The sequence below is a fragment of the Mycobacterium sp. genome (genome assembly GCF_025965855.1).
Taxonomy (GTDB): Bacteria; Actinomycetota; Actinomycetes; order Mycobacteriales; family Mycobacteriaceae; genus Mycobacterium.
On sequence record NZ_JAOPWB010000301.1, the window covers coordinates 56703 to 63955 of the forward strand.

7 protein-coding genes and 1 pseudogene are annotated in these 7253 nt (G+C 68.7%); 5 read left to right on the forward strand and 3 right to left on the reverse strand.

Annotated elements, in window-relative coordinates:
• Positions 1-47 precede the first annotated feature (47 nt).
• Positions 48-1193 carry a thiolase family protein gene (locus tag JWP83_RS26155; RefSeq protein WP_297737092.1) on the forward strand — a complete coding sequence of 382 codons (1146 nt, stop codon included), beginning with the start codon at positions 48-50 and terminating at the stop codon, positions 1191-1193.
• Positions 1194-1263: 70 nt separating this feature from the next.
• On the opposite strand, the gene JWP83_RS26160 is transcribed toward JWP83_RS26155, so the two are convergent.
• On the reverse strand, positions 1264-2913 hold the full coding sequence (locus JWP83_RS26160; protein ID WP_297737095.1) for a DNA repair helicase XPB: 1650 nt from the start codon (positions 2911-2913) through the stop codon (positions 1264-1266).
• 87 nt (positions 2914-3000) lie between these two features.
• A complete protein-coding gene (locus JWP83_RS26165) occupies positions 3001-5250 on the reverse strand; it encodes a helicase-associated domain-containing protein (RefSeq protein ID WP_297737097.1) in 2250 nt (749 codons plus the stop codon).
• Positions 5251-5355: 105 nt separating this feature from the next.
• Here JWP83_RS26165 and JWP83_RS26170 point away from each other — a divergent pair, with 105 nt between their 5' ends.
• The 4 genes from JWP83_RS26170 to JWP83_RS26185 are packed head-to-tail and all read left to right on the forward strand — an operon-like array spanning position 5356 to position 6971.
• Positions 5356-5556, forward strand: a complete 201-nt coding sequence (locus tag JWP83_RS26170) for a hypothetical protein (RefSeq protein WP_297737100.1) — start codon at positions 5356-5358, stop codon at positions 5554-5556.
• A gap of 10 nt (positions 5557-5566) precedes the next feature.
• Positions 5567-6067 (forward strand): cyclic pyranopterin monophosphate synthase MoaC, encoded by a 501-nt coding sequence (moaC, locus tag JWP83_RS26175; protein WP_297737103.1) that lies wholly within the window; start codon positions 5567-5569, stop codon positions 6065-6067.
• A complete protein-coding gene (locus tag JWP83_RS26180; RefSeq protein ID WP_297737106.1) occupies positions 6067-6549 on the forward strand; it encodes a MogA/MoaB family molybdenum cofactor biosynthesis protein in 483 nt (160 codons plus the stop codon). The genes moaC and JWP83_RS26180 overlap by 1 nt, the downstream gene beginning before the upstream one ends.
• A complete protein-coding gene (locus JWP83_RS26185; RefSeq protein WP_297737109.1) occupies positions 6546-6971 on the forward strand; it encodes a molybdenum cofactor biosynthesis protein MoaE in 426 nt (141 codons plus the stop codon). The genes JWP83_RS26180 and JWP83_RS26185 overlap by 4 nt, the downstream gene beginning before the upstream one ends.
• A gap of 73 nt (positions 6972-7044) precedes the next feature.
• Here the strand turns inward: JWP83_RS26185 and JWP83_RS26190 are convergent.
• Positions 7045-7253: pseudogene (locus tag JWP83_RS26190) on the reverse strand (resuscitation-promoting factor RpfA); the annotation flags it as partial.

The window sequence follows — 7253 nt, forward strand, 5'->3', positions numbered from 1 at the left end:
AAGCCGGGTGAAGCGGGTCGCCACCATCTACCCAGGAGGAGCCTGAGATGACTAACGATGTGGCCATCATCGGCGTGGGCCTGCATCCGTTCGGCAGGTTCGACAAGAGTTGCATGCAGATGGGTGCCGAGGCCATCCAATCCGCGCTGAGCGATGCCGGTGTGGACTGGAAGGACATCCAGTTCGGCTTCGGTGGCAGCCACGAAATCTCCAACCCCGACGCGGTAACCCGCCTTGTCGGCCTGACCGGCATCACGTTCACCAACGTGTTCAACGCCTGTGCCACCGCGGCCAGCGCCATTCAGCAGACCGCCGACACGATCCGGTTGGGCAAGTACGACATCGGCATCGCCATCGGCATGGACAAGCACCCACGCGGCGCGTTCACCGACGAACCGTCCTGCCTCGGGTTACCGCGTTGGTATGGCGAGAACGGGCAGTTCGTGACCACCAAGTTCTTCGGAATGAAGGCCAACAAGTACATCCACGACCACAACATCTCCCAGGCCACGCTGGCCAAGGTCGCGGCCAAGAACTTCCGCAACGGCGCACTGAATCCAAACGCGTTCCGCCGCAAGCCGATCCCCGAGGAAGAGATCCTCAACTCGGCCGTGCTCAACTACCCGCTGACCCAGTACATGTTCTGCGCACCCGACGAGGGCGCCGCCGCGCTCATCATGTGCCGTGGTGACCTGGCGCACAAGTTCACCGACAAGCCGGTGTACGTGCGCGCCTGCGAGATCCGGACCCGCCGTTACGGCGCCTACGAAGTGCACGCCACGTCGGCTCCGTTGGACGAGGATGCCTCACCGACCGTGTACGCCGCCAAGGCCGCCTACGAGGCCGCGGGCGTGGGGCCCGAGGATGTCGACGTCGCCCAGCTGCAAGACACCGACGCCGGCGCCGAGGTGATCCACATGGCCGAGACGGGCCTGTGCGCCGACGGCGAGCAAGAGAAACTGGTGGCCGACGGTGCCACCGAGATCCACGGCTCGATGCCCGTCAACACCGACGGCGGGTTGATTGCCAACGGCGAGCCGATCGGCGCGTCGGGGCTGCGGCAGATGCACGAGCTGGTGCGCCAGTTGCGGGGCCAGGCGGGGGAGCGTCAGGTGCCCGGCAACCCGCGCGTGGGCCTGGCTCAGGTATACGGCGCGCCGGGCACCGCGTCGGCGACCATCCTGTCGCTCTAGCTTCTCACGCGAACAGACGCAAAAGCCCCCATTTCGGTACGAAATTGGGGGCTTTTGCGTCTGCTCGGCCTTAAATCGCGGGCCCGAGTAGGTCGTCCGCGTCGCGGATGATGTAGCCGTAGCCTTGCTCCGCCAGGAAGCGCTGGCGGTGTGCGGCGTATTCGGCGTCCAGGCTGTCCCGGGCCACCACCGAATAGAAGATCGCGCCGCCGCCGTCGGCCTTCGGACGCAGTAGCCGGCCCAGCCGCTGGGCCTCCTCTTGGCGTGAACCGAACGTTCCCGAAACCTGCACGGCCACAGACGCTTCCGGCAAGTCGATGGAGAAGTTGGCTACTTTGGACACCACCAGGGTGGACACCTCGCCGCGGCGAAAGGCGTCGAACAACGCTTCCCGTTCCTTGGTCCGGGTCGATCCCTGGATCACCGGGGCGTTCAACTCGGCGCCGAGCTCGTCAAGCTGATCCAGGTACGCGCCGATCACCAGGGTCTGCTCGCCGGGGTGCTTTTCCAGAATCGACTTCACCACAGCGATTTTGGTGTGCACCGTCGAACACAGCTTGTAGCGCTCTTCGGGTTCGGCGGTGGCGTACATCATCCGCTCGCTGTCGGTCATGGTGACCCGCACCTCGATGCATTCCGCCGGCGCGATCCAGCCCTGCGCCTCGATGTCCTTCCACGGCGCGTCATAGCGCTTCGGTCCGATCAGGGAAAACACGTCTCCCTCGCGGCCGTCTTCGCGGATCAACGTGGCGGTCAGCCCCAGTCGCCGCTTGGACTGCAGGTCCGCGGTCATCCGGAACACCGGCGCCGGCAGCAGGTGCACCTCGTCGTAGATGATGAGCCCCCAGTCGCGGCTGTCGAAAAGCTCCAGGTGCCGGTATTCGCCCTTGGTGCGGCGGGTGATCATCTGATACGTCGAGATGGTGACCGGCCGGATCTCCTTGCGCTCGCCGGAGTATTCGCCGATCTCGTCCTCGGTCAGCGAGGTGCGTGCGACGAGCTCGCGTTTCCATTGCCGGGCGGCGACGATGTTGGTCACCAGAATCAGCGTCGTCGCACCGGCTTTGGCCATCGCGGCCGCGCCGACGAGCGTCTTGCCGGCGCCGCACGGAAGCACCACCACCCCGGAGCCGCCGGACCAGAACGAGTCCGCGGCCAGCTGCTGATAATCGCGCAGGTGCCAGCCGTCCTGCTCCAGGCTGATCGGGTGCGCCTCGCCGTCGACGTAACCGGCGAGATCCTCTGCGGGCCAGCCGATCTTGAGGAGCATCTGCTTGATCCGGCCGCGCTCGCTGTTGTGGACGACGACGGTATCGTCGTCGATCCGGGCGCCGAGCATCGGCGCGATCTTCTTGTTGCGCAGCACCTCGGCGAGCACCGCGCGATCGAAGCTCACCAGGGTCAGGCCGTGCGCCGGGTGTTTGACCAGCTGCAGCCGGCCATAGCGGGCCATGGTGTCGACGATGTCGACCAGCAGCGGCTGGGGCACCGCGTAGCGGGAGAAACTGACCAGCGCGTCGACGACCTGTTCGGCGTCATGGCCGGCGGCGCGGGCGTTCCACAGCGCCAGCGGTGTGATGCGGTAGGTGTGCACGTGCTCGGGCGCGCGTTCCAGCTCGGCGAACGGCGCGATGGCGGCGCGTGCCGCGCCGGCCAGCTCGTGATCCATTTCGAGCAGCACCGTCTTATCGGACTGGACAATCAACGGTCCGTCGCTCACTGTGCGCCACTCCTCTCCCCCGCAAGCGGGTGGTACCCCACATCACTCCGGCTCTGCATCGTCGCCGGCGCGCATGTCCCCCATTATTCAGTCGCCGGCCGACACCACCGACGTGATGCGGTGGATGGCGAAGTCACGCAGCCGCCCGGACGCCGAGTCGAAGGCCACCAGCTGCCCGCCCCGTATGGAGATCGGTGACACCACCCGCTGGGTTGCCACGCCGGCGGCGTCGAGGTAGCCGATCACCAATGTGTCCTGGTCCCTGGCCGCGCGCTGCAGCAGCGACATGGTGACGGCGGGATCGACGCGAATATTCCCGAACGGTGCGGCGGTCACCTTCCGCAGCACCGAGACGACGGCGTTCAGCGTCTCGCCGCTGGGCCGCGACGGGGGCCGGTACGGCCGGCGCTGCTGCGGGGTGGGCACCCTGGCTCCACGAGGCCGGACATCGACGATGGAGCCGGAGGAGTCCTCGGCGGCCGGGGCGAAGCCCGCTTTCCGCAACCTGACGAGCACCTCGGCGATCGGCGCCGGCGACACCGCGACCGTCGGCGCCAGGGCGCGCAAGTGTAGGTCCTCGGCGGCCGCCACCGCCTGGGCCAACAGCGCCGGGTCCTCGCACCGCACGAACGACGCGGCCATGCCGATTCGGAGCTGGCCATGCCGACGGGCGACGTCATCGATGAGGTATGTGAGGCCTTGCGGCACCGGGGTTTTGGAGTGCTTGCTGAAAAGATCGTGCATCCAGTCACGGGTCTTGCCGATGTCGAGGGCATGCCGGATGGACTGCTCGCTGATGCGGTACACCATCGCCGTGCCGGCCGATTCGACGGTGGCGACGGTGGCCAGGTCCTCGGCGAGGTCGCGTTGTAGCGGCCCGGGTACCACGATGGTCAGGTCGGCCTGCAGCAGGAAGTGGTCGATCGGTGCGGGCATCGCCCGCGTCATCGCGTGCACGGCGACCTCCGGATCGCCGAATTCGTCGAGCAGCGCTCGGCCGGGCGTGCTGATCGCCCCGCGACCTACCAGGCCCAGCGCATGGCTTTCGGCCAGTAGATCGGACACGGGCCGCGGCTGCAGCCGCCTGGCCCAGCGCGGACGCCGCCAGATCAGCGCCGCCGAGGCCGTGACGTTATCGACGCCCACCCCGGGCGGCAGCCCGGACAGCATGCCCAGCAGCAGTCGGCGGTCCAGCGGCGCGGCCGTCGAGTAGAGCGAGTCCGTAAGGGCGCCATAGGGTTTGGCGTCGGGACCGCGGGTGCCGATCAACGCCGGCCGGCCCGGCAGGTCAAGCCAGGTGCTGGCCAGCAGGTGCCAACGCTCGGCGGCTGACATCGCGGCGAACCGTTCCGTGGCCGCCGTCGGCGCCCAGTACGGTCCGTCACCGGCAGCGGGTTCCCGGTCGGGCATGCCGCTGGCGATCAAACCGGCCGCGGCGGCGACCTCTAGGATCAGGCCCAGCCGTGGCTCCTCAACGCCGGTCGCTTTGGCCAGCCGCTTGATGTCGCGAATCCCCAGTCCGCCGCTGCGCAGCTCGGAAACCGGTGCGGCGCCGAGGGTTTGAAGCAGCACGTCGAACTCGCGGAGCAGGTCGATGACGGCTCCCGCCCCCACCGCATCCACATCGTCGGCGGTGGTGGTCGACACCACCGGGTCGGGGGCCGTCAGCTGCATGGGACCGGGTTCCTCGCCCCGCAGCACCTGCCCGACGTGCCGGGGCAAGATCACGGTGTCGGCATCGATGCGCCGCAGCAGGCCCATCGCCAGCAGCTGCGGCACCGGCCGATCCGCCGGGGCACCGGGCGCGGCGTCGCGGGTGCGGCCCATCGGCGAACCCTCGAGCAGTTTGTACAGCACGTCGAGCTGCGCCTGGTCGAGGGCGTCGATGAGCCCGGCGATCTCCTCGCCCGTGCGTGAGCTGTCCTCGAGCGTCACTTGCCCCGGGTGCCACGGCAAAGCCGTGCCGGCGTCGGCGGCCACCCGGACCGCGGCATCGCCCCAGACCAGGGCGCGCTGCCTGAGGTCGTCCAGCGCGCCGATCACGTCGGCTTCGGGAGCGCGGTCACCGATGAGCGCGAGCAGCTTGGCGGTGGGAACCGGCGCGGAATCGGCCTGCAGCACCAGCAGCGCGTCGAGCACCGCCAGCCGCAAGAAGTCCAGGTCGTCGGTGCCGGCCTTGACCGACTGACGCGCCTGCGCACGCGCGGCCAGCGCCGCGATGCTGCCCGGCGGGGGTTGGGCGAGGTCTGGCCGTAATTCGAGCAGTCGGATCAGCCGCTCGTCGGGCAAGTCGGCCAGCCAGGACCCCAGCGGGATATCCGGCGTGTTGTCGGTCATTGCTGACCAGCGTAAAGCAGTCTTCCCGACCCACCGGTACCCAAAGCCCACGGTCAGCGTGGGCTTGCGCCACGTGTGCGCGCGCGACCTGTCAGAATGGACCCCGTGGCTGACACTGCTGAAGGCAAGGCGCGCAAGACCAACTACGTCGACAACGGCTGGCCGACGACAGACCCGGACGACCACGCCGTGAGCGAACTGGTGAGCGATCGGACCGGTGCGTTGTCGCCCTTCGGTGAGCTGGCCTTCCCGTTGCCCGCAACCGACCTGCCGTACGTTCACCCGGTTACGGTCGTCAACCGGTAGGGTCGCCCGGATGGCTAGGGCCCCAGAGGCCTCCGAGGCCTCGTCACGCACGCTCTCGCACCTGGATGAGCGGGGTGCGGCGCACATGGTCGATGTCACGGAAAAGGGCGCCACTAAGCGCACTGCCGTCGCGGCGGGTGCCTTGCGCACCTCGCCGCAGGTGGTGGCGCTCGTCTCGACCGGTGGCCTGCCCAAGGGCGATGCGTTGGCCACCGCGCGGGTGGCGGGCATTCTGGCGGCAAAGCGCACCAGCGACCTGATTCCGCTCTGCCATCAGCTCGCACTCACCGGGGTCGACGTCGATTTCACCGTCGGCGATTCGGACATCGAGATCACCGCGACCGTGCGCAGCACCGACCGTACGGGTGTGGAGATGGAGGCGCTGACCGCCGTCAGCGTGGCAGGGCTCACGCTCTACGACATGATCAAGGCTGTTGACCCGGCCGCTCGTCTCGATGAGATTCGGGTACTCCGAAAAGAGGGCGGGAAAACCGGAAGTTGGGAGCGATGATGAGCGCGCGATCCGCACGGGTAGTCGTCGCGTCGACCCGTGCGTCGTCCGGCGTGTACGACGACCGATGCGGGCCGATCATCGCGGAATGGCTTGAACAGCACGGGTTTTCGCCCGTGCGGCCCGAGGTGGTGGCTGATGGGGAGCCGGTCGGCGAGGCGCTGTGTCGGGCGCTCGACGCCGAGGTCGACCTGATCATCACCTCTGGTGGCACCGGTATCTCGCCCAGCGACGGCACCCCGGACCAGACCGTGGCGGTGCTGGACTACATGATCCCGGGGCTGGCCGATGCGATCCGCCGCTCCGGGCTGCCGGAGGTGCCGACGTCGGTGCTGTCGCGCGGCGTATGCGGTGTGACCGGCCGCACGCTGATCGTGAATCTGCCGGGATCACCCGGCGGGGTACGCGATGGGCTCGGGGTGCTCGCCGACGTGCTCGATCACGCGCTCGACCAACTCGCCGGCGGGGATCACCAGGGATGACGCGCGTTTTGCGCGCCGCGATGACCGACGAGCCGGTTGTTCTGGCGGAGCATGAAGAACTGGTGGGCCACCAGTCGGCGGGAGCGGTTGTCGGGTTTGTCGGCGTGATTCGCGACCATGACGCGGGCCGCCGCGTGGTGCGGCTGGAGTATTCCGCGCACCCTTCGGCCGAGCAGGTCCTGGCCCAGGTGGTCGGCGAAGTCGCTGAGGAGTCCAGCGGGGTGCGGGCGATCGCGGCCAGCCACCGCATCGGCGTGCTGCGCATCGGGGAGGCGGCGCTGGTGGCCGCCGTTGCCGCCGACCATCGACAGGCGGCATTCGACACGTGCGCCCATCTGGTCGACACCATCAAGGCGCGGCTACCGGTGTGGAAGCATCAGTTCTTCGACGACGGAACCGAAGAATGGGTGGGCTCGGCCTAGAGGTGGCCCCGGCACCCTCCCGCGATCGGCAGGTTCGCGGGAGAGCGCCGAGCGTCTGAAATAGGCGGAGGCGTCAGCCGGCCTGGGACGGCTGCGCCAGAGCGTCCAGCGCATCGTTGCCGTGAATGTCCGCGCCCCGGATCGCTTCCCACAGTTGCCTGGTGTAGCCCACGGTCGAAGCGTGCTGTGGTTCAGCCGGCGCGGCGGCGAGGTCGCCGGAAGGCGGCGGCACATCCGCGGGGGGCGCGGGTGGCACGGCCTCCGCGGGGGGCGCGGCGTCCG